The sequence below is a fragment of the Xenorhabdus sp. PB62.4 genome (assembly GCF_014467285.1).
Lineage (GTDB): Bacteria > Pseudomonadota > Gammaproteobacteria > Enterobacterales > Enterobacteriaceae > Xenorhabdus.
Window position 1 is genome coordinate 199,742 of the sequence record NZ_NKHR01000005.1, and the last position, 23,413, is coordinate 223,154.

The 23,413-nt window shown below is 44.0% G+C and carries 18 protein-coding genes; 8 read left to right on the plus strand and 10 right to left on the minus strand.

Annotation, left to right across the window (positions count from 1 at the left end; genetic code table 11):
• The first annotated feature begins 43 nt into the window (after positions 1-43).
• On the plus strand, positions 44-187 hold the full coding sequence (locus Xenpb_RS07085) for a hypothetical protein (RefSeq protein WP_187653671.1): 144 nt from the start codon (positions 44-46) through the stop codon (positions 185-187).
• Positions 188-283: 96 nt separating this feature from the next.
• On the opposite strand, the gene Xenpb_RS07090 is transcribed toward Xenpb_RS07085, so the two are convergent.
• Both Xenpb_RS07090 and Xenpb_RS07095 read right to left on the minus strand, forming a co-directional pair.
• The gene (locus Xenpb_RS07090; RefSeq protein ID WP_187653672.1) at positions 284-589 is read right to left on the minus strand and encodes a HigA family addiction module antitoxin; all 306 of its coding nucleotides are present in this window, start codon (positions 587-589) and stop codon (positions 284-286) included.
• A 59-nt stretch (positions 590-648) separates the two neighbouring features.
• Positions 649-945, minus strand: a complete 297-nt coding sequence (locus Xenpb_RS07095) for a type II toxin-antitoxin system RelE/ParE family toxin (protein WP_187653673.1) — start codon at positions 943-945, stop codon at positions 649-651.
• Between the two features lie 582 nt (positions 946-1,527).
• Between Xenpb_RS07095 and Xenpb_RS07100 the strand changes: the two genes are divergently transcribed.
• On the plus strand, positions 1,528-2,628 hold the full coding sequence (locus tag Xenpb_RS07100) for a glycerol dehydrogenase (RefSeq protein ID WP_187653674.1): 1,101 nt from the start codon (positions 1,528-1,530) through the stop codon (positions 2,626-2,628).
• Between the two features lie 143 nt (positions 2,629-2,771).
• Here Xenpb_RS07100 and Xenpb_RS07105 read toward each other — a convergent pair whose 3' ends face one another.
• The 6 genes from Xenpb_RS07105 to Xenpb_RS07130 form a co-directional block, all read right to left on the minus strand.
• Positions 2,772-3,866: a Fic family protein gene (locus Xenpb_RS07105; RefSeq protein WP_187653675.1), complete on the minus strand. Its 1,095-nt coding sequence runs from the start codon at positions 3,864-3,866 to the stop codon at positions 2,772-2,774.
• A gap of 122 nt (positions 3,867-3,988) precedes the next feature.
• Positions 3,989-5,194: an anaerobic glycerol-3-phosphate dehydrogenase subunit GlpC gene (glpC, locus tag Xenpb_RS07110; protein ID WP_187653676.1), complete on the minus strand. Its 1,206-nt coding sequence runs from the start codon at positions 5,192-5,194 to the stop codon at positions 3,989-3,991.
• Positions 5,191-6,549 carry a glycerol-3-phosphate dehydrogenase subunit GlpB gene (gene glpB / locus Xenpb_RS07115; protein ID WP_187653677.1) on the minus strand — a complete coding sequence of 453 codons (1,359 nt, stop codon included), beginning with the start codon at positions 6,547-6,549 and terminating at the stop codon, positions 5,191-5,193. The genes glpC and glpB overlap by 4 nt, the downstream gene beginning before the upstream one ends.
• Positions 6,539-8,194: an anaerobic glycerol-3-phosphate dehydrogenase subunit A gene (gene glpA / locus Xenpb_RS07120; protein WP_187653678.1), complete on the minus strand. Its 1,656-nt coding sequence runs from the start codon at positions 8,192-8,194 to the stop codon at positions 6,539-6,541. Before glpA ends, glpB begins: the two co-directional genes overlap by 11 nt.
• 292 nt (positions 8,195-8,486) lie before the next feature.
• Entirely contained in the window at positions 8,487-8,669 is a 183-nt protein-coding gene (locus Xenpb_RS07125) for an MbtH family NRPS accessory protein (protein ID WP_187653679.1), read from the minus strand.
• Positions 8,666-11,824, minus strand: coding sequence for a thioester reductase domain-containing protein (locus Xenpb_RS07130; protein WP_187653680.1), 3,159 nt, complete (start codon positions 11,822-11,824; stop codon positions 8,666-8,668). The genes Xenpb_RS07125 and Xenpb_RS07130 overlap by 4 nt, the downstream gene beginning before the upstream one ends.
• A gap of 984 nt (positions 11,825-12,808) precedes the next feature.
• Between Xenpb_RS07130 and glpT the strand changes: the two genes are divergently transcribed.
• Positions 12,809-14,161 (plus strand): glycerol-3-phosphate transporter, encoded by a 1,353-nt coding sequence (glpT, locus tag Xenpb_RS07135; protein WP_187653681.1) that lies wholly within the window; start codon positions 12,809-12,811, stop codon positions 14,159-14,161.
• 720 nt (positions 14,162-14,881) lie between these two features.
• Positions 14,882-15,958, plus strand: coding sequence for a glycerophosphodiester phosphodiesterase (glpQ, locus tag Xenpb_RS07140; protein ID WP_187653682.1), 1,077 nt, complete (start codon positions 14,882-14,884; stop codon positions 15,956-15,958).
• Between the two features lie 84 nt (positions 15,959-16,042).
• Here the strand turns inward: glpQ and epmA are convergent, their stop codons facing one another.
• Complete coding sequence (gene epmA, locus Xenpb_RS07145; RefSeq protein WP_187653683.1) at positions 16,043-17,020, minus strand: elongation factor P--(R)-beta-lysine ligase; 978 nt, start codon at positions 17,018-17,020, stop codon at positions 16,043-16,045.
• 808 nt (positions 17,021-17,828) lie between these two features.
• Between epmA and frdA the strand changes: the two genes are divergently transcribed.
• From frdA to frdD, 4 genes are read left to right on the plus strand one after another with little or no spacing between them, the layout of a single operon-like run.
• A complete protein-coding gene (gene frdA / locus Xenpb_RS07150) occupies positions 17,829-19,625 on the plus strand; it encodes a fumarate reductase (quinol) flavoprotein subunit (protein WP_187653684.1) in 1,797 nt (598 codons plus the stop codon).
• Positions 19,618-20,352, plus strand: a complete 735-nt coding sequence (locus Xenpb_RS07155) for a succinate dehydrogenase/fumarate reductase iron-sulfur subunit (RefSeq protein ID WP_187653685.1) — start codon at positions 19,618-19,620, stop codon at positions 20,350-20,352. Before frdA ends, Xenpb_RS07155 begins: the two co-directional genes overlap by 8 nt.
• A 14-nt stretch (positions 20,353-20,366) precedes the next feature.
• A complete protein-coding gene (gene frdC / locus Xenpb_RS07160; RefSeq protein WP_187653686.1) occupies positions 20,367-20,762 on the plus strand; it encodes a fumarate reductase subunit FrdC in 396 nt (131 codons plus the stop codon).
• Between the two features lie 16 nt (positions 20,763-20,778).
• Positions 20,779-21,132 carry a fumarate reductase subunit FrdD gene (frdD, locus tag Xenpb_RS07165; RefSeq protein WP_187653687.1) on the plus strand — a complete coding sequence of 118 codons (354 nt, stop codon included), beginning with the start codon at positions 20,779-20,781 and terminating at the stop codon, positions 21,130-21,132.
• Between the two features lie 101 nt (positions 21,133-21,233).
• Here frdD and Xenpb_RS07170 read toward each other — a convergent pair whose 3' ends face one another.
• Entirely contained in the window at positions 21,234-23,297 is a 2,064-nt protein-coding gene (locus Xenpb_RS07170; RefSeq protein WP_187653688.1) for a TonB-dependent receptor, read from the minus strand.
• Between the last annotated feature and the right edge of the window lie 116 nt (positions 23,298-23,413).

Below are 23,413 nucleotides of genomic sequence, written 5' to 3' on the forward strand. Positions count from 1 at the left end.
TTGGGAATACTGTGTCCGCGTTGCTGAACTGGATCAATATGCCGTGATTGGCGTTACTGACGAAGAAAAGCTATTAGCCGTTGAAAAAGCGAAGTTAATGTTGGTGGCTCAGGTGGCTGAATACAAGCGCGACAGTGCGTCAGAGTCGAGTGATGGAATTTTGTCGCATGACAGTGTTGAAAAGTAACAATTAATTGAAACAGAAAAACCAACTTCACCAGTTGGTTTTTTTGCTTTTGGCTGTATGCGCTGTTAAATCGATGGTTGCGGTTGGCGGGCTAAATCACCTCGCCAATAATGCTGTGAAAGGTTTTACACTGGTTTTCTGTGCCATCAGCTGTCGCGCTTCCCAGCGATCATGGTTGGCTTGTAAGCTGATCCAGAAATCAGCGTCAGTTTCAAACAGTGCCGCTAACATGACAGCCTCTTCTATGCTGATACGGCGTTTTCCGCTGATAATTTCAGCAATGCGCATACGGGAAAGATTCAATGCCTCACCTAATTTTGCTTGGGTAATATTCAGTGGTTTCAAATATTCTTCTGACAGCATTTCACCCACAGTTGTCGGTTCTCTTAACATCGTATCCATAACGCCCCCTGTTAATCTCTTTAAGTTGAATTCCCCGTGCTTGTGGCGGGGTAGTTTATTTAATATTTGTGAGGATCAAGGTAGATATCGTATGCTGCCCCGTCCCGCCATTGAAAAATAAGCCGCCATTGAATGTTAACCCTGATACTCGACCACCCTTCTAGCGAACTGGATAAACGTTCATAATTATTTCCCGGCGGGGAGAATAAAGAGTGCTCTGTTGTGGCTGATTCTATAATATCGAGTTTACGTTTCAGCGATGATTCTATTGTCACCGGAATATCTTTGCTCCGCTTACCATCTAAATAGAATCGAGCCAGAGAACCCGACTGACCTTCCTTAAAACTTTTGATCATCCCTCAATCCTTCATTTTTTCATTGAAATTGTATCGCGTAACATTACATAATGCAACAAAAATCGATACATAGTGTAACGTAATTCATTGCATAAAGGGATGAAAAAAACAAATTATCTTGATGGTTAGCAACATTTGCCGGAATTGGCCGCATAAACAGGGCTATTGGCTGTCGAAAAAGTGAAGTTAGTGCTGGTGGCTCAATTGGCTAAATGTGTGTCGGAGCCAGATAATGTCGTTATGTTGCAAAAAGATACCGAAAAGTAACAAGTAACTGAATTAGGGGGATTGATGCGATGCCCCTGATAGCTATTTCACCGACTGAAAAATGAATTTATAGACCTTGTTTAGTATTTTGTGTAATCGCCATACCCTGCATCAATCCTCTTCCCGTTTTTCTTACCGAATCACACATTTCCTGCTTTTACTCATAACCCCTCGGTATATTTTGCCGTATAGTGTTGATGTATCGTGTTGATGGGCGGGTAAGCACATACTTTGACATAACACTGTTTGTAACCTGCTCCATGCCAGTATTGTGACACTCTATGCCTAGTTTCCAGTGAAGAAGGAATATTTCTTATGCTGAAAGTGATCCAGTCTCCATCCAAATATATTCAGGGGCCAGGTGCGTTATCTCACATTGGTCGATACACCAAAATGCTTGCTGACCACGTCTTCGTGATTGCCGATAATTTCGTGATGAGCCTTATTGGGGATACCGTCGGCAAAAGCCTGGAGGAACACGAAGTCACCAGCCACTTCGAAGTTTTTAACGGTGAGTGCTGCCGTAGTGAAATCCAGCGCCTGTCTGCCATTCTAGTCAGTAATCAGTGTCAGGCTGTGGTTGGGCTAGGGGGTGGAAAAACGCTTGATACAGCCAAAGCCATTGCACACGAATCCAAAATACCGGTGATTATTTCGCCTACCCTTGCTTCAACCGACGCACCGACCAGTGCCCTTTCCGTCCTGTATACCGAACTGGGTGAGTTTGACAGCTACCTGATCTACCCACAAAACCCGAATGTCGTGTTGATGGACACCAATATTATTGCCAAAGCGCCCATTCGTCTGTTTGTGGCAGGAATGGGGGATGCACTCGCCACCTATTTTGAGGCACGAGCCAACAGTGCCGCCCACAAACCCACTATGGCTGGCGGGGCAACATCCACCACAGGTCTGGCCCTGGCAAAACTGTGTTATGAAACCTTGCTGGCAGAAGGTTACAAAGCAAAACTGGCAGTGGAAGCGGGTGTCAGCACGCCTGCGGTTGAAAATATTGTTGAAGCGAATACCTACCTCAGCGGTATCGGTTTTGAAAGTGCGGGTCTGGCTGCCGCTCACGCTATCCACAATGGCTTTACGGTGTTGGAAGAGTGTCATCATCTCTATCACGGAGAAAAAGTGGCATTCGGTACGCTGACACAATTGATCTTAGAAAACAGTTCAAGTGAAGAGCTGGAAACTGTGCTCGATTTTTGTGTACAGGTAGGTTTGCCAGTCACGCTGGAACAATTGGGCTTGCGTGATAATGAAAAACTGAATCAGAAAATTATGCAGGTTGCCATAGCGAGTTGTGCGGAAGGGGAAACCATTCACAATATGCCATTTACTGTGACACCAGAGCAGGTTTACGCCGCGATTTTGGCCGCAGACCGAATGGGGCAGGATTGGTTATATTAAATGATTGCGATAATAATTAACGTGAGATCTTTCCCTCTACAGGACAGCCAAATAATGTTATTTGTATGATATTAAACCACCTATCATTGTACATACAGTGATAGGTGCACCAATCATAGTGAGGCACTTTTCTCAAAATCGATTCAAATATGATGAATAATATAACGCGTGCTACGGCCACCAGCCTCCGTTTTTTCCAGACAGCCAAGTTCCACCAGATGATTTAAATGCCGGGTTGCTGTTGCACGGCTGACTTTAGCAACTTTCTGATATTGGCTGCTGTTAATACCTTGCTGAAAATCACCATCCAACATTCTATTCAGGACCTTGCTCTGTTCTCCACTCAACTGACTTTGATCAATACAACGCCAGAACCGGGTCTTTTTCACCGTATTATCAATTTGCTTCAATTTAGCAATCAGCGTGTCATTCAATGTTTGCAGAAACCATAGCATCCAATCGGTAATATCCAAGCCATTACGCTGTGTCTGTTCCAATATTTCATAATATTGTTTACGGCGTTCACAAATACTCACTGACATGGCATAAAACCGGATTGAGCGATTTTCTCCTTGCGCCAATACCAAATCAGTCAGGAAACGGGTAATACGCCCATTACCATCCTCCATTGGATGCAGTGTAACAAACCATAAATGTATGATGGCTGCCCGCAAGATGGGATCAAGATTGAATTCATAACGAGATTGATTGAACCAAGCAATAAGTTTTGTTATCTCCTCCTGTAACCTTTCGGCAGGTGGCGCTTCAAAATGAATAATCGGTTTGTCTATTCTGCCAGAGATAACTTCCATTCCTCCATGCCTCAACTGCCCTCCTTTGATAGGATTAAACAAAGTATAACCCTTGGGAAACATCAACTCATGCCATTTCAAAATGCGTTCAAGCGTCAATGGTTCGTTATATCTTTCCACCACATCAAAGGCTATTTCAGCCATGCCATCAGATTGTTCACTTGTTGGATAAGGCTTCGTTTCACTGATGCCTAATCGATTTGCTAATGAAGAACGAACTGATGCCGCATTCAGCCTTTCACCTTCGATTTCGCAAGAATAGAGAATACTGGCAAGAAGATTATCCAATGTTGATTGTTCTGTGTTTTCAGTACTTACTCTTCCTAGCAATAATCCCTGATTAAAATGAATTTCCCGCAATATGGGGGTCAGAACATGCTCATTCCATTTAAAGTCAGGCCAATTTTTTTGTTCCCATATCCACATTAAATTTCACCTTATGATGCCAACTATCGAACCATTCTACTCATCTTGTGAGGCGAATAACAACGCTATTCGCCTCACAAAATGAGGCGAATAGCTCACCTAATTGACTCATCAAGCAAAACCTACCCCCCTGAATCCACCACCTTTGCCAATAAACTTATCGGATGCTCGCATTTCTTGCTGGTCGACATCTCAATCTGCCATTTGCAGGTTTCGCAATCCGTAATCACCAAATCGACACCACTCGCTTCAATCTGGCGGAATAAATTCACGCCGATCCCTTGGGAAACATCATAGTTTTCCGCCTTAAAGCCATACGTACCTGCAATGCCGCAACATTGGGAATCAAGGATTATCAATTCAACACCCGGAATACGCTTGATCAATTCAATAGAATAGGCAGCCCAGCCCATTTTTTCCATATGACATGGCGTGTGATAGGCCACTTTCAGCGGTGTATGCTTCAAGGGCAAATCACGCCCTTTATCCAGCAGTCGATAGAGATAGCGCGTTGCCAATTCCACGTGATCACGTACCGATCGGGTATCAACATCTAAAATATGTGGATATTCATCTCGCAGGGTGAAGGTGCAACTGGATGAAGTCGCCACCACAGGGATTTGACGCTCAATGACGCTTTCTGTCAAAGAAGCCAGATTGACGCGCTCCTGACGCTTTGCCTGTTCAATAAAACCGTTAGCAATCAATGGTACGCCACAGCATTTTTCCCGTGTCAGCAATTGAACGCCAATCCCCATCGCATTAAAAACTTTCAACAGATCTTTTCCCAATTGCGGATGGTTGTAATTGACAAAACAGCCGTGAAAATAGGCCACTTGTTCCTTAAATTGCGGTTGAATTTCAGCCTGCTTACGATACCAACGGCGAAATGTCCCGAAGGAATATTTTGGCAGTTCACGCCGATGGTCAATTTTTAAGGCCTTATCCAGCAGATGACGCATCGGTTTCAGGCGGGTAACGGCATTGACGACAGGCGCAAACGGCGTGGATAAGGTTCCCATCAAATCCGTATGACTGAGGATGGCATCCCGCAGTTTAGGGCGATGTGGACTGTAATGGGCTTTAGCCCGCTGGATGATCTCACCAATTTTTACATCAGATGGGCAGGCCACTTCACACCGTTTGCAATTAGTGCAGTATTTCAACGCGTCATCATAGAGCGCAGGATCTTTGAGGCGCAGACGTTCTCCATCCGGGCCGGCTTGTTTTGGTCCCGGATATAGCGGGTTTACCTTAGCAACCGGGCAATAAGTCGTACACACCGTGCACTTAATACAACTTTCGAAACTGTTGTCGAGAAGACTCATTGCGTCACCTCCCTTGCCTCAATTTGCCCGGATATCATTGATGGTTTGATGGTCTGCCCCGCTTCGAACCGTTCAGAAATAATCTGTTCAGCAACAATCTGTTCAGCAACAAACAACGCACTCAGCAAAGAAACTCCTGCACCGCAACCTTCTGCCAGCGGATCATATCCGCCTAATACCGCTCCCGCTGCATAGAGATTCTTAAGCGCTTTGCCCGCTTTCAGTGGCCGCAAATATTCATCCGTGTTAACCCCGAATTTCAGATAAGGCTGTGGAGCAAAGACGTTTTTTCGTGTCCACTGCCCGCGTTCAGGATTCGCCAGCAAATCCAGATTCAGCAATGGTTCATAGACACGATTAAATTCTGTTTTCAGGCCGTTATTAAAAAAGCTGCCGGTTGCCAAAACCACATGAGAAGTGCGCAGAGGAATGTCACCATGATTGCGGGTATAAACGCCGGTGATGCAGTTATTTTCTATCTCGATGCGATTCACCTTATCACCCGCCATCACAATACCACCAAGCTGGCGGAACCGGGCATTCATTGCCTGATTAACACGGATACCAGGCAAGGAAGGTGGCAGTGTCGGCAATAAATAAATCGGTTTTCCCACCTGTATCTGTAAGTTTCCGACGACTTCATCAGACTCCAGCCCGATACAAGCCGGTAAAATAATGACGTCATGCCCTGTCGATAGTCGGTTAATTTCTTCTGCCAGCAGAGATAAATTTTCTGGCAAATCCAGCAGACGGGCGATATTAACCGCACGGAATTCACTGGGGTTATCGCGTAATCGGTCCAACACAGACAGGTGAGCTTCTTTTGCTTGTGCTTTTATCCCCTGCTTTTGCAATGCGCCGGCAATCATTTTGGGTTGAAAATCCAGAAAACCTTCAATGCCGATGACGGCCACATTTTCCCAAGACGATTTTTCACAAAGGAACGACCATTCCAATTCATGGGTAGGAACGCGTGCCGGACTTAACCATGCCATGCGCCGACGACCAATCGGCGTCATGCGATAGTGATTCTGGGAAGCCGATCCTTTCATGGCTAACCCGCTTTCTCTAAGCAGATTTTCAGCACGATAAATCAACGAAGCCACATTTTCTTCGCCCATGCGGCTATAAGGATGTGCCGGTGCTTGTTCAGCCAGTTCAGATAAAGCAGTTAAAGGGTGTGTAACTTCACGACCATCAGGTAAATGGGAAAGAAAATCCATTGAACCTGATGAAAAATAGAGTGAGCTTTGACCAGCACTGACGATCGCACAGGACTTTCCTGCCTCTGCCAGCCGGATACCACACGTCAGCCCTGCCAATCCACTGCCAATAATCACCACATCAAATTTCATCGTTAGCCTCCGTGATTGGCGGGTTCTTGATGATTTCTTCGTCCAAACCGCATAGTCCCTGATAAATCCAACTGGTAAATTCACTTTCCCGCAAGGCATCTCCCCAAGCGATTGGGCGAATGCCTTTCCAGCGCTCATTCAGAAAATGGGCCAGTTGCTGTTCAGCTTCCTGCTCCGTTGTGACACCGAGGCGATTGAGTAACCCTGCGGCACGGCAAGCACACAGTTCTCCCTGACAGGTTCCCATTCCAACGCGCGTCCGGCGACGTAAGTCCAGCAGGTTATTGACCGTTAAGGATTCTGTCGCATAACGTACTTCTCCTGCTGTTACCGCTTCACATTCACACACCAAACTTTTGTCCAACCGTTCTGTACTCAACAGCTTGGCGACACGATCACCATGACGATATACGGCCGACCCGCGGATCGGTGCAGATACGGCAACCGCCGTGCGCAACGTTTGTTCAGCGGTATCCCATGAACCGGGCAGAGGCTCCTGTGCTGTCGTACAACTTTCTGTCACACCCAGTTTTTCACAGACTTTATCTGTCGCCCTTTCAGCCATAAGCCGATAAGTCATCAATTTACCGCCAGTAATGGTAATGAACCCTTCCAGACCATCACGCTGAGCATGATCGAGCAGCACAATTCCCCGGCTGATATTGCGGCCAGGAGGATCATCATCACTTGCCACTAAAGGACGTACACCGGCATAAGCGCGTAAAATGCGCGTTTTCGCAAGTTGAGGAGAGAGTCGCGATCCTTCACGAATCAGAATATCGACTTCCTCCGGTGTCACGAACATCTTGTCGATCTGATCATATTCAATACGTGTGGAGGTTGTGCCAATCAATGAAATGGTGTCACCGGGTACGAGAATATCGGCATCAGCAGGCTTGCGACAACGGTTGACAACCATATTGTTGATCCGGTGACCAAGGATCAGCAAAGCCCCTTTTGCCGGAAGCATCCGTACCTTCAAATCGGCATATTCCGCGATCCTTTGTCCCCAAATGCCTCCCGCATTTACAACGATCGGAGCATGAATGTCATACAGGCGAGCACGTTGATGATCATAGACATGAACGCCGGTAATTTTGCTTCCCTGCCGAATCAATCCCATGACTTCGTGATAGGTCAATATTTGAGCGCCGTGTTCTTTAGCATCCAGCATATTGGCAGCGGCCAATCTGAATGGATCGACTGTGCCATCCGGCACCATCACCGCACCAATTAAAACAGGATTAACAGAAGGCTCTAGACGCAGGGCTTCTTCAGGTTCCATCGCTTGTGCATCAATCCCCGCCTTTTCACACGCGGTGATGAAAGTTTGCTGATATTCCAAAGAATCTTCCGGCAAGGTAATAAACAAGCCATTCGTTTTTTCAATACAGTGGCGGGCAATGCGCTTGAGGATCTTATTTTCCTTGATGCACTCTTTTGCCGATTCGCTGTCCGTGACAGCATAACGCGCCCCGCTATGCAGCAGACCGTGATTACGCCCTGTCGCCCCCGTGGCGATATCATGACGTTCCAGTAAAATGCAGCGTAAACCGCGGCGGGCACAATCCCTTGCAATTCCTGCACCTGTCGCGCCTCCGCCGATAATGATGACATCGGTTTCTGTTACAGGAGAGCCGTTCATTGAAGATGCTCCTCTTTCGCTTCTATGCCAGTCATGTATCCGGCTAGTCAATGTCTTGTTGGGATAGATAAAATATATACAACACCCGTGTTTTTTGTTTGATAAGGAACAATAACGAGCGAGAAACGCGCATGAAATGGCGTAAAAAAAGGACGTATCGTGATAAATATCACGCTTTGATAATCAGATAAGGACGCAAACAAAATGAAAAATGGAAGTAAAAAAATGGGCATGCACCCGCAGAAGCATGCCCATGACAGTGATTAATAAATATTGATAATAAGCCAGTAATCTATTTTGTCGGCTCTGGCCAAATGGCAGCAATGTGGTTCAGGCACTCTTCTTTTGATCCCATCCTGCCAATTGTCATCCATCCCATCGGGATATCATACTCAGCAGGCCAGACTGAATACTGCTTTTTGGCATTGATGACGACCGCCCAATTCATAGCATCATTTCCTGTTGACTGTTTCATGCTATAGCCTCCTTTTTGAAACTTTCTGCCAAGATGGCCGGTAAGAATCCAGTGCCAATCAGATAACGTAATACTTGATGAACGTATTCAGCCGTAATCGTCGGGCAGCGAATGTCGCTTCCTGCTAACCCTGACAGCGTATTTTTCAACTCCAATTCAGGGTGAATTTCATCAATATAAGCAGGATCCAGAGCACGATAAGGTCTCTTCGTCATATCCCTGATCAGGGGGATCAGCGGATACAGCGGGTGCGTATCATCCAACGCGAGGATCTTCTCTTTACCCTCATTAAACGGGACGGGGTTGAGGATGTAGCCGAATTCCTTCACCCAGTCGAAAAATTGCCGGATAGAAACTTGTTCTGGGTTGAACAAGTTGAAGAATTTTCCATTGGATTCTGGTTTCTTGGAGATATGGACTAACGATGCCGCCACATAATCCACCGGTACAATATCAAGCAACAGAGCATGGTCAGGATAAAAACCCATTGCCAGATAGCCTTTCAAAGATGCAACCAGATAATCATTGCCCTGTGCAGCGCCTGTACGGGTGTGTCCAAGAATCAGGCCAGGCCGGTAAATACTCACGGGTACGCCCCGTTTGCGGGCAATATTGATGATCCCTTCTGATACCCACTTACTTCCTGAATAGCCAGAAGGATCACGCACCGATTCACTCATAGCACGATCATCTTCCAGATAAGGACGAGGTGATTCTGTCGCAAACAGTGAATTCACGGAGGAAACATAATGGAAATGTTTCAAGCGCGCAGTGCAGGCGAGTTCCAATGCCGTTCTAGTACCATCGACATTGATTCCCTTCAGTGCACTATAGGGGTAAATGAAATTAACCAACGCCCCGTTGTGATAAATAACATCAACACTTTCTGCAATCTGTGTCCATGTTTCCGGCAGCAAACCAAAACGTGGCTGCCCCAAATCACCGATAATGAAATCCACACGGTCAAGACCATTACCTACATCAATCTGGTAATTTTTAAAGCCGGCTTTGATTCTGTCGCGGGCATGTTTTTCATCAGATGCCCGGCATAAGCAGATGACTCTGGCCGAAGTTTGTTTCAATAATTGCTCCAGTAAATGCAGACCAAGATATCCGGTCGCGCCTGTCAGCAATACCGTCTCTGGTTGATACCAATTAGCCCGGGGCAATCCATCGGGACGAATACTTTCTTTCAGATAAACATCATTTTTGAGCGTTTCAGCATGCTGACGGATTAGTGCTTCGCTATGATAATTTCCTATATTCTGAACAGGATTTGCCTGATAAGCAGCTTGCATTTCATCCAAAATGGCAGAGATTCTGGCAACTGTCGGTTCAACATAAATGCCGGAAATCGGTACCCGCAGTGAAAATGCTTTCTCAATATTTTCTACCATGCGAGCAACAAGGATGGAGTGCCCCCCGATCTGGAAGAAATCATCAGTAATTCCAAATGCGTCCGTCCCCAATAAATCACGCCAGATGGCATAAACGCGTTTTTCCGTTTCTGTTTGTGGCTGTACCACGTCATAACTGGCATTCAATCGTTCCGCAACTTCTTCTAACCGCTTTCTGTCTCTTTTGCCACTGCTTGTCAGCGGAATATAAGGGATACGATAATATTCAGTCGGTATCCAGGCTTCGTGCAATACTTCTCTGAGCGATATTTGTGTTGCATGCACCCAGTCTTCCGGCACAACCATATTTGGATTAAACAGCACAAATGCCTGGATCTTGGCAAAGTCGCCACTGCCAGCCACCCGGATAATGGCATCCTGTATGCCGTTTTGCTTTCTTAGTGCAATTTCAATCTCACCCAACTCGATTCGATATCCACGCACTTTGACCTGATCGTCCTGTCTGCCCATGTAAATGAGAGAGCCATCGTCAAGCATACGTGCCATATCCCCCGTCAAATATGCCCTGTTACCTTTCTGTGTCATATCGGGAACATATCTTTTCGCGGTTTCAGTCGGGTTATTGCGATAACCCGCAGTCACGCCCAGTCCACCGATGAGGATCTCGCCTACTGTTCCTTTAGGAACAGGACGCAGATATTTATCCACAATGGTGATACTGGTGCCCGGAATAGGCCCGCCCAATTGAACTTTATCGCCTTTTTTCATGCGGAACGCTGTTGACCAGATAGTTGTTTCTGTCGGGCCATAAGCGTTCCATAACGTTCCTCCCGTGTCTGTCAATTGATCCGCAAGATCCTGTGACAGTGCTTCCCCACCGCAAATCATGCCCATTTCAGGACGCGGTTTCCAGCCCGCATTTAAAGCCATTGACCAGGTAACAGGTGTGGCTTGGGCAAAAGTAAACCGCGGATCTGACAACGTTTCGGACAATGCTATCGCATCACGTTGAGTATCAATTGAAGTAATGTAGATACTACCGCCATGAACCACAGTCAGCAGCAATTCCAGGACTGAAATATCAAAGGAGAACGTCGTCAGCGCCAACATGTGGTCACGCTGACTGATTGACAGCAGCTTGCCAAAACTACATAAGCAAGCAGCCAGATTGTCATGCTGTACTTGTACTGCTTTTGGCAACCCCGTAGAGCCAGAGGTAAACATCACATAAGCAGGATGATCGCCTAGCTCAGGGATCTCAATACTTTCGGCCACTTCAGTTATCTCATTGATATTGGCTAAGATAACTTCCATGGGGATTAATGTTGACGCCTTAAGCCCTGCCGACACCGTATCATCAGATATCAAGATACTTTCCGGCAGACTGGCGAGAATATCATTCAGGCGTTTTTCAGGCATCATGGTGTTCAAGGGGATATATACTGCCCCTATCCGCCAAATTGCCTGCATAGTAACAAACCATGAAATACCCCGCTGGGCCGCAATGGCAACATTGCTTCCCATTTTGACGCCGTGGTGACGCAAAATATGTGCTGCATTATCAATTCGCTGATTGAGTTCACCAAATGTCAATGTTTCATGTGGATCTGAAACTGCGATGTCATTCGGTACAGCTTTTGCCAATTGAGCCAACTGAGAAGGGACATTTTTAAACCACGGTTCCAGCGTGGATATCATGTGACTGATATTACTATCTATTTTAGTATCATCAGCAGGAGAAGATTTTTGCCCAATAAATGCTGTGTGTAATATTGCCTTGTGTGTGTAAGTATTCATAATGATGTTCTCATTCTGAGCTCCACTTGTATCATCATTTTTAATGATGAATGGAGGCATCAATGCTGGTAGTCGTTATTTTGCAGTTTTGGCCTACATTCAGCATTTACAAATACCTTATGTAGACTTTAACTGAATAAGAAAAATAAATTGCAAAAAATTTAGTACGAATTTAATAAATATATTAATTAGTATTATTTTGTAATCTTTGATTAATTAAACAATCAACTTATAAACGCCTGGTCTTCATAGTGGGACAGAATGTATTACGCCTATACAAGCTGCACCAAGACCATTTAACGCCTTGATATTATTATATTTTACATCAAAAACAGTTATTCGACACCGCATGAAAACCACTATCATGAGCATGAATAACTATTTGTAGTAATATCTATTATTTTGAATTTTAATTTCAAACATTTTATTTGTAATCCTGTTATAAAAAACGCCAAACAGGTAAATAAAGAGCAGTTTCTATAAATAAATGAAAACATCATTTAAATCCTACCATCAATTAAATAACAACTTTAGCTAAAGTTTGGGCGGAGTAATGCGGCCGTTAATTTATTAAATTACATTTATATAGAGTTATATTTATGCGGGTTATATTCGTATGACTTTATGATTACTGCGCCAGAAAAATTCCCCTGAAAATAATGAGCCTTTGCGTGATAAGGAACATAAACGAACTTTAAACGTACAAAAATAACCAGCAAAGCTATTTATTGTGATATTCATCACGCTAATATAAATAAATTGTATTTAAAAAAACCATAAAATCACTCAAAATCGCCATCTTACGAAATAATATCTATATGTTAGCGATACTTCATAGATATATTAGGTTGTTTTAGCTAATATTCTCTTCGATATAGAAAATAATTTAGTCAAAATTTTTCGTTTAACATAATCATGCTCGTTTAACACTATCACTGTCCAGCGGTGATAAAGCGCTCATACAAAAGTCATGTGGAGACAAACATGTTAAGTATTTTCAAACCAGCTCCCCATAAAGCCCGGTTGCCTGCGCAAGAAATAGATCCACTCTATCGCCGCTTGCGCTGGCAAATTTTTATGGGGATTTTCTTTGGCTATGCAGCCTACTATCTGGTAAGGAAAAACTTTGCCCTGGCAATGCCTTTTTTAGTAGAGCAAGGCTTCTCCAGAGGTGATCTTGGTTTTGCCCTGTCGGGAATTTCAATTGCATACGGATTCTCAAAATTCATCATGGGTTCCGTTTCCGACCGCTCGAATCCGCGTGTTTTCTTGCCTGCCGGTCTAATACTGGCTGCGGCTGTCATGCTGTTTATGGGCTTCGTACCGTGGGCAACATCCAGCATTGCTATCATGTTTGCTCTGCTGTTCCTCTGTGGCTGGTTCCAGGGTATGGGCTGGCCTCCTTGCGGACGCACCATGGTTCATTGGTGGTCACAAAAAGAACGTGGCGGGATTGTTTCAGTCTGGAACTGTGCCCATAACGTTGGTGGGGGTTTGCCTCCATTGTTGTTCCTGCTAGGTATGGCTTGGTTCAATGACTGGAAAGCGGCGCTTTATATGCCTGCATTTGCCGCTATCCTCGTGGCGATAATCGTTTTCACTTTGATGCGTGATACCCCACAATCTTGTGGTTTACCGCCAATCGAAGAGTACAAAAATGATTATCCGCCTGATTACACAGAGAAACATGAAAAGGAACTGACTGCAAAAGAGATCTTCATGCAGTACGTCCTGCCTAATAAATTGCTGTGGATGATCGCGATTGCCAACGTGTTCGTTTATCTGTTGCGTTACGGTATTCTCGACTGGTCACCAACTTATTTGAAAGAAGTGAAGCATTTTGCGTTAGATAAATCTTCCTGGGCTTATTTCCTGTATGAGTACGCAGGTATTCCGGGTACGCTATTGTGCGGCTGGATGTCTGACAAAGTGTTCAAAGGCAACCGTGGTGCAACCGGTGTATTCTTTATGGCATTAGTGACTATCGCCACTGTTGTATTCTGGATGAACCCGGCAGGAAACCCAAATGTTGATATGATCTGTATGCTGGTTATCGGCTTCCTGATTTATGGCCCTGTCATGCTGATTGGTCTGCACGCGCTTGAGCTGGCACCGAAAAAAGCAGCGGGAACAGCAGCAGGCTTTACCGGTTTGTTTGGCTATCTGGGTGGTTCAGTAGCAGCCAGCGCTATCGTTGGTTACACCGTTGACTTCTTCGGTTGGGACGGTGGCTTTATGGTGATGATCGGCGGCAGCGCACTCTCTGTCATTTTGCTTTTGTTTGTCATGTTGAGTGAAAAGAAACACAAGCAGGAAATAGCTAGTCAGAATAAATAACATTGACTAAACACGCTGATTAATAACGATGTTAATCGCAGTACAACATCAGGTTGTACTGCGATTTTATGAAACATTTATTATCTTTTTTCTGAAATACCGGGCAATGCTAAAATTTTTCTCATAGAATAAATTATCACTATTCTATATAACCCCTTCAAAATAAGGACAATGAAGTCTGTCACTCACTTTTAAATATGCTGTTTCCTTTTACTTCACAGGTATATTCTTCATTTCCATACTTTATTAGTAACCTTCTGACTTCAAAAATTGTTCAAACCCTCCTGAAGGAATAACTCTATTTTTATATCTTGTAAACCAATGCTCTTCCTGTAACGTCTTCATCGGTAGTAAGACCTTAATTTTAAAAAATCCATGCTTTATTTTAATTCACTTATATCATTTACATTTATCACTTCATTCTGATTTAAATTCAAAATCCTCCAGACGATTTAATAAATTTGTTCATTTAATGACATGACTAAATAAGGTTAAAGATAAACAGAACCTAAATAATCATTTTTCTGTCATAAAATTGTGATGTACTGCCAGTAAAATCAATGTGCAGGATTGTGTTATGTCAGTATTTTATATAAAAAGCGATTTGGATATTCACCTTATTTCTTCTGGCTGTTGGCTAAAAATCAGCTACACAAAGCTACACAATAAGTAACATAATTTTTGTTTAAGATTTTTATTACAAATAAATGGAGAATCCCAATGCAGACCCCTATTAAGGCAATCATGGCAGGTATTCTGTTAGCATCATCAATGTCAGGCATTGCACATGCAGCAGATAAGATTGTTATCGCCCACCGTGGGGCCAGTGGTTATTTACCTGAGCATACCCTGCCCGCTAAAGCAATGGCTTACGCACAAGGTGCTGATTATCTTGAGCAAGATCTGGTAATGACTAAAGATGACCAGCTCATTGTGCTACACGACCATTATTTAGATCGAGTAACCGATGTTGCAGAACGTTTTCCAAACCGTGCCCGTGCCGATGGCCGCTATTATGCGATAGATTTTACCTTACCAGAAATTAAGTCCCTGAAATTCACCGAAGGTTTTGATATCAAAGATGGCAAAAAAATCCAAAGCTATCCGGGACGTTTCCCTATGGGAAAATCAGATTTCCACATTCATACCTTTCAGGAAGAGTTGGAATTTATCCAGGGCCTGAATAAATCCACCGGCAAAGACATTGGTATTTATCCTGAAATCAAAGCACCGTGGTTCCATCGCCAAGAGGGCAAGGATATCACGACCAAGGTGCTGGAAGTGCTGAAACAATATGGCTACACCAAGAAAAGCGATAAGGTGTACCTGCAATGCTTTGATGCCAATGAACTGAAACGCATCAAAAATGAGCTGGAACCAAAATTGGGGATGGATCTGAGACTGATTCAGCTAATCGCTTACACCGACTGGAACGAAACCTACGAGCAAAAGTCAGATGGTTCATGGCAAAATTATAGCTATGAATGGATGTTTAAGCCGGGTGCGATGAAAGAAGTGGCAAAATATGCCGATGGTATTGGCCCTGATTACCACATGATTATCGACAATGGTTCTACGCCAAATAACATCAAATTGACCGGTATGGTAAAAGAGGCTCACGCCAGCCATTTAGCAGTTCATCCATATACTATCCGTATCGATCAACTGCCAAAATATGCCACCAGCGGCAATCAATTATTTGATATCGTTTTCGATAAAGCGAATGTTGATGGCGCATTCACTGACTTCCCTGATTTAGCAGTGAAGTTTCTGAAAAAGCATCATGAACACAAATAATTTATGAACTTTAATCAACGAACAATAGATAAACGACGAACGTAAATAATATAAGGGCAGTCCAGAACTGCCCCACAATCACAATTACGAGATCCCTACCGGGAAAGCAATAACTTCACTAATCCGCTCAGCACCCAATGCCAGCATAATCAGGCGATCAACGCCCAATGCAACACCAGAACAATCTGGCATTCCATGAGCAAGCGCTGCAAGCAAATATTCATCAATCGGCTGAACAGGCAACCCCATTGCTTCACGCTTACGGTTATCCTGCTCAAAACGCAAACGCTGTTCATGACTGTCAGTTAGCTCACGGAAACCATTCGCTAATTCCATGCCCTTGAAATAAACTTCAAAACGCTGTGCAACCCGATGATCTTCTTTACTGATCTCTGCCAATGCCGCCTGAGATGCAGGGAAGTGATAGATGAATGTCGGTTTTTCAATACCAATCTGCGTTTCCACGCCCATCACAAAAAGCAATTGCAGCAAAGTATCACGATCTTCTTCTTGATCAGCGATATTGCTGAGATCGAGTTTTGCCGCCACCTCACGCAATTTTTCCTTACTTGCAGTAAGAGGATCGATATCCAGATATCGAATAAACGCCTGTTGGTAAGAAAGTGATTCTGCACTTTCACAATCCAAAATCTGCTGCAATAAATCATCCACTTCATTCATTAAGTGATACATATCATAATGCGGACGATACCACTCCAGCATGGTGAACTCTGGGTTATGATGACGACCCGCTTCCTCATTACGGAAACTTTTCCCCATCTGATAAATGGAGCCGCTTCCTGCCGCCAGAAGACGCTTCATGTGGTATTCGGGGCTGGTCATCAGGTATAGAGTCAAACCATCTGCTGCACCCGGCCCAACAAATTGAGTCTGGAAGGGCACCAGATGGACGTCAGTCACAGTCGCCTGACTCATGGCAGGTGTTTCAACTTCCAACACCCCACGATCTGCGAAAAAGCGCCGTATTTCTGCTAAAATCTCCGCCCTTTTCAATAAATTGGCGATAGGGGCACTTGGCTGCCAATTCGCGACTTCGTTCATGTTCCGATGACTCCAAAATAAAACAAAACGCGCAGTTTACCCGCATCAAGCCTGCCAGACAAATCATTGTCTGTATTGCATTAAACTTGAAACTTGTTACCGGTGACTTATCGTTTTAATTTCTGACAGGAAAAAATAATCCTGCGTTAATAGGACAGACACAGAAAACAAAGGATAGCCATGTTTGCCCTATGGTAGGGTTCTTACATATGCAATCATAATTGATTAAGAAGAACAATAAAAATTTAACTGAAAATAGATTACATCTTATAACGAAGTGAGTTATAAACAAAATGTATACCAAGAGATAACTCGATAAATATAAAAGTATTTTCTTCCTTGATATAGACGGGGGTTTAAAAAAGAATACATCTACCTGGCAGCATACGCTTTTCATTCAAAAGATAAATAACAAAATATGTCTTCCTCATGCTAATAACATAAAAATAAATTTAGGAAAATCATGATTCATTTGCAATATAAATAAATTAGGCTCCATCCATAAATCAATAAATATTATTAAATCGTTATATTTATCATTTACTTTTATATAAGCTCTTATTCATTCGTAGAAAATGCTGTCGATGGCTCAATCCACTTGAGCAAAAAACATGCGATAGATCACGTTTTGTCAGCAAAATCCTGCAAAACCCGCATTCATATCAAATTTACTTCCTGGATAATTCGTTATAATTAAACCTTATAAAGAGTAATAGTTATCGCCCCTGACTCATTAAGGTATAGAAAATTATCTTCAATACTTCGTTAAAAAAGAAAAATTGTTTCACTTGAACAATGGAGAAGCGCAGTGCAAACCATCAATGTCGACCTCGCGATTATCGGAGCCGGTGGTGCAGGGCTAAGAGCAGCCATTGCTGCTGCTGAAGCCAATCCTCAACTCAAGATCGCCCTGATTTCAAAAGTGTACCCCATGCGCAGCCACACTGTGGCAGCAGAAGGTGGCTCAGCCGCAGTCACTCAATCACATGATTCCTATGACTTTCATTTCAATGACACAGTATCCGGTGGTGATTGGCTGTGTGAACAAGATGTGGTTGAATATTTCGTCAAACATTGCCCGACCGAAATGATCCAACTGGAACAATGGGGTTGCCCGTGGAGCCGTAAGGAAGATGGTTCCATCAATGTTCGTCGTTTCGGAGGCATGAAAATTGAACGCACATGGTTTGCCGCTGATAAAACCGGTTTCCATATGCTTCATACCCTGTTCCAAACTTCCCTTAAATACCCTCAAATCCAGCGCTTTGATGAACATTTTGTTCTCGATATTCTGGTGGATGACGGGCAGGTACGCGGTTTGGTTGCACTGAACATGATGGAAGGAACCAAAGTTCAGATCCGTGCTAATGCGGTCATTATGGCGACAGGCGGTGCGGGGCGCGTATACCGTTACAATACCAATGGCGGCATCGTTACCGGTGATGGAATGGGAATCGCATTCCGTCACGGCATCCCATTGCGCGATATGGAATTTGTGCAATATCACCCAACAGGACTGCCCGGTTCCGGTATTCTGATGACCGAAGGCTGTCGCGGTGAAGGTGGCATTCTGGTGAACAAAGACGGCTATCGTTATCTACAGGATTATGGTCTGGGGCCAGAGACACCACTTGGGCAACCTGAAAACAAATATATGGAATTAGGCCCACGTGACAAAGTGTCTCAGGCATTCTGGCATGAATGGCGGGCAGGGCGCACCATCGCCACGCCACGCGGTGATGTGGTGCATTTGGATTTGCGTCATTTGGGGGAGAAAAAACTGCTTGAACGCCTGCCGTTTATTTGTGAGCTGGCGAAAGCCTATGTTGGCGTTGATCCTGTCAAAGAACCCATTCCCGTTCGTCCAACTGCGCATTACACGATGGGTGGGATCGAAACCAATCAGCAATGCGAAACCCGAATCAAAGGATTATTTGCCATCGGCGAATGTTCTTCTGTTGGCTTACATGGCGCAAACCGCCTCGGTTCTAACTCGTTGGCAGAATTGGTTGTTTTTGGGCGTCTGGCAGGTGAAGAGGCGGTCAAACATATTCAGGGCGTCAAACCCGCCAACGATAACGTACTGAATGCGCAAGCCCGTGATGTCGAAGATAAACTCAATAAGCTGCTAAACCAGAAAGGCGGTGAAAACTGGGCGAAAATCCGCGATGAAATGGGGACGTCAATGGAAGAAGGATGCGGTATTTACCGTACACCAGAGCTCATGCAGAAAACCATCGACAAAATTGCTGAATTAAAAGAACGCTTCAAACATATCCAAATTAGCGATCGTTCCAGCGTATTCAATACGGATCTGCTCTATACCATCGAATTGGGATTCGGTTTAGATGTTGCTGAGTGTATGGCCCATTCCGCCATGAACCGTAAAGAGTCACGTGGTGCCCACCAGCGCCTTGATGAAGGTTGTACCGAACGTGACGATACCAATTTCTTGAAGCATACGTTGGCTTTTTATCATCCTGAAGGTGCCCCTCGTCTGGAATACAGTGATGTGAAGATCACCAAATCTCAACCAGCTAAGCGTGTATATGGTGGCGAAGCGGCGGCACAAGAGAAAAAACAGAAGGAGCAGGCGAATGGCTGAGATGCAAACGCTGAAAATGGAGGTCATGCGCTATAACCCGGAAATTGACAGTGAACCTCATTTTGTCGTTTATGAAGTGCCTTACGATGAGCAAACTTCACTGCTGGATGCGTTAGGTTACATTAAAGATAATCTAGCTCCTGACCTCTCTTACCGCTGGTCTTGCCGCATGGCAATCTGCGGCTCCTGCGGCATGATGGTAAACCGCGTGCCAAAACTGGCATGTAAAACGTTCCTGCGTGAGTACACACAAGGAATGAAAATCGAAGCGCTAGGTAATTTCCCGATTGAACGGGATTTGGTTGTGGACATGACCCACTTTATTGAGAGTCTGGAAGCGATCAAGCCCTATATCATCGGCAATAATCGTAAACCTGAGGATGGGCCGAACGTGCAGACACCGGCCCAAATGGCAAAATACCATCAATTTTCAGGTTGTATCAACTGTGGCCTGTGCTATGCCGCCTGCCCTCAATTTGGCCTGAATCCTGAATTCATCGGGCCTGCTGCGGTCACATTGGCACATCGTTACAATCTTGATAACCGCGATAATGGCAAGAAAGAGCGTATGCCACACATCAACAGCGACAACGGTGTCTGGTCTTGTACTTTCGTAGGCTACTGCTCTGAAGTTTGTCCGAAACATGTTGATCCGGCAGGTGCCATTCAGCAGAGCAAGGCAGAAAGTGCCAAAGATTTCATTATCTCTATGCTGAAACCACAATAAGGAAGGAGAGAATAATGACGACGAAACGTAAACCTTATGTGCGCGGCATGGAAGCGAATTGGTGGCGCAAACTCGGATTTTACCGTTTTTACATGCTGAGAGAAGGAACATCAGTTCCTGCCACGTGGTTCAGTTTACTGGTGCTTTATGGTTTGTTTGCCTTGAAAAACGGCCCGGAAAGCTGGGCGGATTTTGTCTCTTTCCTGCAACATCCGATCGTGTTGCTGATTAATATCATCACCCTGCTGGCAGCCTTGCTGCATACGAAAACCTGGTTTGAACTGGCTCCGAAGGCACTCAATCTCATCGTCAAAAGTGAGAAAATGCCACCGGGGCCAATTGTCAAATTGCTGTGGGCAACCACGATTATTGCGACTGCCGTGATTCTCGGTGTGGCATTACTTTTCTGACCCCAAGGAGGATCTGATGAATCAAGTACCTAAGCGTTCCGATGAACCGATTTTCTGGGGCTTATTTGGTGCCGGCGGGATGTGGAGCGCTATTGTTGGGCCGGCAATTATTCTGCTGCTGGGCATACTGATACCACTCGGTTTGGCACCAGAAGCGCTTTCTTATGAGCGTATCCTGACATTCTGCCAGAGTTTTATTGGTCGCATCTTTTTGCTGCTGATGATCAGCCTGCCGATCTGGTGCGGAATGCACCGTATTCACCATGGAATGCATGATCTGAAAATTCATGTCCCTGCCAGTAAATGGGTATTTTATGGTGCAGCGGCTATTTTGACTGTTGTCGCTTTGATTGGCGTTTTTACGCTGTAATTCTCATGGCGATAATTGGAGAGCAATCCTAGGAAAAAGTCTGCGGATAAACCGCAGACTTATTACAAGGGATATTTTTGAATATCCTTAAGACGTTTTCATCAGAACTTATAAGAAATTGTCGCTTTATATGTGCGGCCTTTCTCTTCTTGTCCTTGGTAAGTCTTCAAATAGTAAGAGTGTTCGTTGTAACGTTTATCAAAGACATTATCGATACCAAGCTGGAGTTCTGCATTTTTAAATGCACCTGTTTTCGGTGACCAAGAGATATACATATTACTTACACCATATCCAGATTTATGGATACGGACAGTATTTTCTTTCTCTGTACCTTTGGCATTTTTTGCCAGAACAAATCGAGAATTCCAGCCGAGTTCAATGTCAGTTTTGTCAAATAGGTAGCTACCACCTACAGTAATAGAATCACCGACTGATGGTGTAAATTCTAATCCCTTATCAAATAACGCATTACCTTTAATAATCTTGTTATTGACTTTGGCATAAGTGGCTTTTAAAGACACATTGTCAAGTTTATAGCCGGTCGCTAATTCAAACCCTTCCAGTCTGGCTTTCGGGATATTGTGCAGTTCATTCTTAGCTAAAGTTGTAGACAAGTTTTTAAAATTCGTCTGGAATACTTTACCTGATACTGCCAGCGAGTCATTGTCAGCAAAAACACTAGGGTAAGAACCTGCCAATCCTGTTTCCAGGTTGTAACCGGTTGTGGCTGTCAGGTTATTACCATGGTTGGATAGTCCCATAAGCTCTTTGCCCAATGGACCTCTAAAGAGTTCCGTGTAATTGGCAAATAATGTTGTGGACTCCCCAAGCTCGTATTTCAAACCGAGTGCTTTTGAGAAGTGAGAATAAGTTCTCTCAAACGACTCATTCTGTGCACTGAGCGTATGGTATTTATAGTGATCCCATCTGATACCAGGTATGACATGAAAATCTGCAAGTCGAATATCATCCTCTAAATAAACAGAAGATGAGTTTCCTTTTTCCACTTCTTTATTATGAATATTCTTCTCTGCTTTAGTGAAGCGCATTCTGGTATCAAAATATTCATATCCATAAGTTAAGTCATGGGATAGCTTCTGAGTATCAAAACTAGAGGTATTACGAACTTTAATGCCTTGGGTTTCAACAATACTATCAAATCCTTTCCCATTTCCGTTTACAGGCTTCATATGGGTAGAAGTTTGTTCCGTATGATAAGCGGATATTTTTAAATCAATAAGGTCGTTATCAACTGGCGCATACCCGTAAGTGATATTATGGGTATCGCGGTCAACGGCATACTTCGCTTTCTTTCCGTTATTTACATCCTGTCCAAAATTCAATCTAAGACTAGTTGCTGCATCATTTTTATAATGTTCTTTTGATACATTAATATATTGCTCATCGGTCAGATTAAATTTAGCTTTTAATAAATAATTGAATAATTTTCCATCTGTCGGGATTGAATCTCTCCCTATATTATCTCTGCCAGATTTAGAGTCATGTATATTGCGATGGGTAAAGTAACCTAATAAATCAACAGCACCCAATCTGCCATAGGTCGCTAAAGATTGTTGGAATTCATCACCGTTGCTGGAGTAATTTAATTTCCCTTTGGCGCCAAATAATTGGCCGGGCGCCAACAGATCACCTGCATCAACAGTCTCAAATTTTAATGCACCACCAATGGCACCAGTATCGTAAGTAATGCTGTTACTACCGACCTTGATATCAACTTGCTTCAACATTTCAGGATCGATGCCGTAATTCCCTGCATGGTGGAAGTGATATCCTTCTTGTCTTGCGCCATCAATAGTCACGTTGATGAATTGATCATCCATACCACGGATTTTGAAACGTTGCCCTAAAGCACTAGGATGGCCCGCTTGTACCCCTGGTACATTCTTTAAGATCTCAGCAACACTTTGTGCTTGTTTGACCTTGATTTCATTACGGCTGACTTTTCTATCTTCTGGTGCATCTTTTGCATTATTATCCGCAATAACAACAAGTGTATCGCTAGTGCCAGACGATTTTTTTATCGTGTCTTCAGCACTTGCAAATGCGTTGGTAGAAATAGCAACTGTCAGCATAGATGCGGACATCAGAGGAACACACAAGCCACTTTTAGCCAGGCTAGCGTAAATTTTGGTAATTTTAGACATTGATTTTCAGACAAATATACTATTGAGAATCGTTATTATTTACATTTCTCATAGAAATGTAAATAACTTTCAAGATCCATTATTTCCAATAAGGTTTGTCGGCGGTTTGAGCCCAC

Bases quoted from the DNA above. Each gene is read 5' to 3' on its own strand.
- Xenpb_RS07090 (WP_187653672.1), bottom strand. From the start codon at position 589: ATGGATACGATGTTAAGAGAACCGACAACTGTGGGTGAAATGCTGTCA.
- Xenpb_RS07095 (WP_187653673.1), bottom strand. From the start codon at position 945: ATGATCAAAAGTTTTAAGGAAGGTCAGTCGGGTTCTCTGGCTCGATTC.
- Xenpb_RS07100 (WP_187653674.1), top strand. From the start codon at position 1,528: ATGCTGAAAGTGATCCAGTCTCCATCCAAATATATTCAGGGGCCAGGT.
- Xenpb_RS07105 (WP_187653675.1), bottom strand. From the start codon at position 3,866: ATGTGGATATGGGAACAAAAAAATTGGCCTGACTTTAAATGGAATGAG.
- glpC (WP_187653676.1), bottom strand. From the start codon at position 5,194: ATGAGTCTTCTCGACAACAGTTTCGAAAGTTGTATTAAGTGCACGGTG.
- glpB (WP_187653677.1), bottom strand. From the start codon at position 6,549: ATGAAATTTGATGTGGTGATTATTGGCAGTGGATTGGCAGGGCTGACG.
- glpA (WP_187653678.1), bottom strand. From the start codon at position 8,194: ATGAACGGCTCTCCTGTAACAGAAACCGATGTCATCATTATCGGCGGA.
- Xenpb_RS07125 (WP_187653679.1), bottom strand. From the start codon at position 8,669: ATGAAACAGTCAACAGGAAATGATGCTATGAATTGGGCGGTCGTCATC.
- Xenpb_RS07130 (WP_187653680.1), bottom strand. From the start codon at position 11,824: ATGAATACTTACACACACAAGGCAATATTACACACAGCATTTATTGGG.
- glpT (WP_187653681.1), top strand. From the start codon at position 12,809: ATGTTAAGTATTTTCAAACCAGCTCCCCATAAAGCCCGGTTGCCTGCG.
- glpQ (WP_187653682.1), top strand. From the start codon at position 14,882: ATGCAGACCCCTATTAAGGCAATCATGGCAGGTATTCTGTTAGCATCA.
- epmA (WP_187653683.1), bottom strand. From the start codon at position 17,020: ATGAACGAAGTCGCGAATTGGCAGCCAAGTGCCCCTATCGCCAATTTA.
- Xenpb_RS07155 (WP_187653685.1), top strand. From the start codon at position 19,618: ATGGCTGAGATGCAAACGCTGAAAATGGAGGTCATGCGCTATAACCCG.
- frdC (WP_187653686.1), top strand. From the start codon at position 20,367: ATGACGACGAAACGTAAACCTTATGTGCGCGGCATGGAAGCGAATTGG.
- frdD (WP_187653687.1), top strand. From the start codon at position 20,779: ATGAATCAAGTACCTAAGCGTTCCGATGAACCGATTTTCTGGGGCTTA.
- Xenpb_RS07170 (WP_187653688.1), bottom strand. From the start codon at position 23,297: ATGTCTAAAATTACCAAAATTTACGCTAGCCTGGCTAAAAGTGGCTTG.